Source organism: Streptomyces hainanensis (assembly GCF_004348415.1).
Taxonomy (GTDB): domain Bacteria; phylum Actinomycetota; class Actinomycetes; order Streptomycetales; family Streptomycetaceae; genus Streptomyces; species Streptomyces hainanensis.
Window position 1 is genome coordinate 1 of the sequence record NZ_SMKI01000801.1, and the last position, 1571, is coordinate 1571.

Below are 1571 nucleotides of genomic sequence, written 5' to 3' on the forward strand. Positions count from 1 at the left end.
ATTTCACAGTGGACGCGAGCATCTATGGACAAGCCCTCGGCCTATTAGTACCGGTCAACTCCACCGCTCACACGGCTTCCATCTCCGGCCTATCAACCCTGTCGTCTACAGGGAGCCTTACCCCATCAAGTGGGTGGGAGTCCTCATCTCGAAGCAAGCTTCCCGCTTAGATGCTTTCAGCGGTTATCCCTCCCGAACGTAGCCAACCAGCCATGCCCTTGGCAGAACAACTGGCACACCAGAGGTTCGTCCGTCCCGGTCCTCTCGTACTAGGGACAGCCCTTCTCAAGACTCCAACGCGCACAGCGGATAGGGACCGAACTGTCTCACGACGTTCTAAACCCAGCTCGCGTACCGCTTTAATGGGCGAACAGCCCAACCCTTGGGACCAACTCCAGCCCCAGGATGCGACGAGCCGACATCGAGGTGCCAAACCATCCCGTCGATACGGACTCTTGGGGAAGATCAGCCTGTTATCCCCGGGGTACCTTTTATCCGTTGAGCGACGGCGCTCCCACAAGCCACCGCCGGATCACTAGTCCCTGCTTTCGCACCTGCTCGACCCGCCAGTCTCACAGTCAAGCTCCCTTGTGCACTTACACTCACCACCTGATAACCAACCAGGCTGAGGGAACCTTTGGGCGCCTCCGTTACTCTTTAGGAGGCAACCGCCCCAGTTAAACTACCCACCAGACACTGTCCCCGATCCGGATCACGGACCCAGGTTAGACATCCAGCACGATCAGAGTGGTATTTCAACAACGACTCCACCCACACTGGCGTGTGAGCTTCACAGTCTCCCACCTATCCTACACAAACCGAACCGAACACCAATATCAAGCTATAGTAAAGGTCCCGGGGTCTTTCCGTCCTGCTGCGCGAAACGAGCATCTTTACTCGTAATGCAATTTCACCGGGCCTATGGTTGAGACAGCCGAGAAGTCGTTACGCCATTCGTGCAGGTCGGAACTTACCCGACAAGGAATTTCGCTACCTTAGGATGGTTATAGTTACCACCGCCGTTTACTGGCGCTTAAGTTCCCAGCTTCGCCCGTAAAGGCTAACCGGTCCCCTTAACGTTCCAGCACCGGGCAGGCGTCAGTCCGTATACATCGCCTTACAGCTTCGCACGGACCTGTGTTTTTAGTAAACAGTCGCTTCTCGCTGGTCTCTGCGGCCACCCCCAGCTCCGACAGTAAATGCCATCACCGGAAGCGGCCCCCCTTCTCCCGAAGTTACGGGGGCAATTTGCCGAGTTCCTTAACCATAGTTCACCCGAACGCCTCGGTATACTCTACCTGACCACCAGAGTCGGTTTAGGGTACGGGCCACCATGAAACATCGCTAGAGGCTTTTCTCGACAGCATAGGATCATCCACTTCACCACAATCGGCTCGGCATCAGGTCTCACCCTTAACGGAGGACGGATTTACCTACCCTCCAGGCCACACCCTTACCCCGGGATAACCACCACCCGGGCTGGACTACCTTCCTGCGTCACCCCATCACTCACCTACTACCCCCTCGGGTCACCGGCTCCACCACTCCCACCTCGTCCGAAGACTCAGCAG

The 1571-nt window shown here is 56.8% G+C and carries 1 rRNA gene; it reads right to left on the reverse strand.

Going from position 1 to position 1571, the window contains the following annotated elements:
- Positions 1-24: 24 nt before the first annotated feature.
- Positions 25-1571, reverse strand: a 23S ribosomal RNA gene (locus E1283_RS38395); the annotation flags it as partial.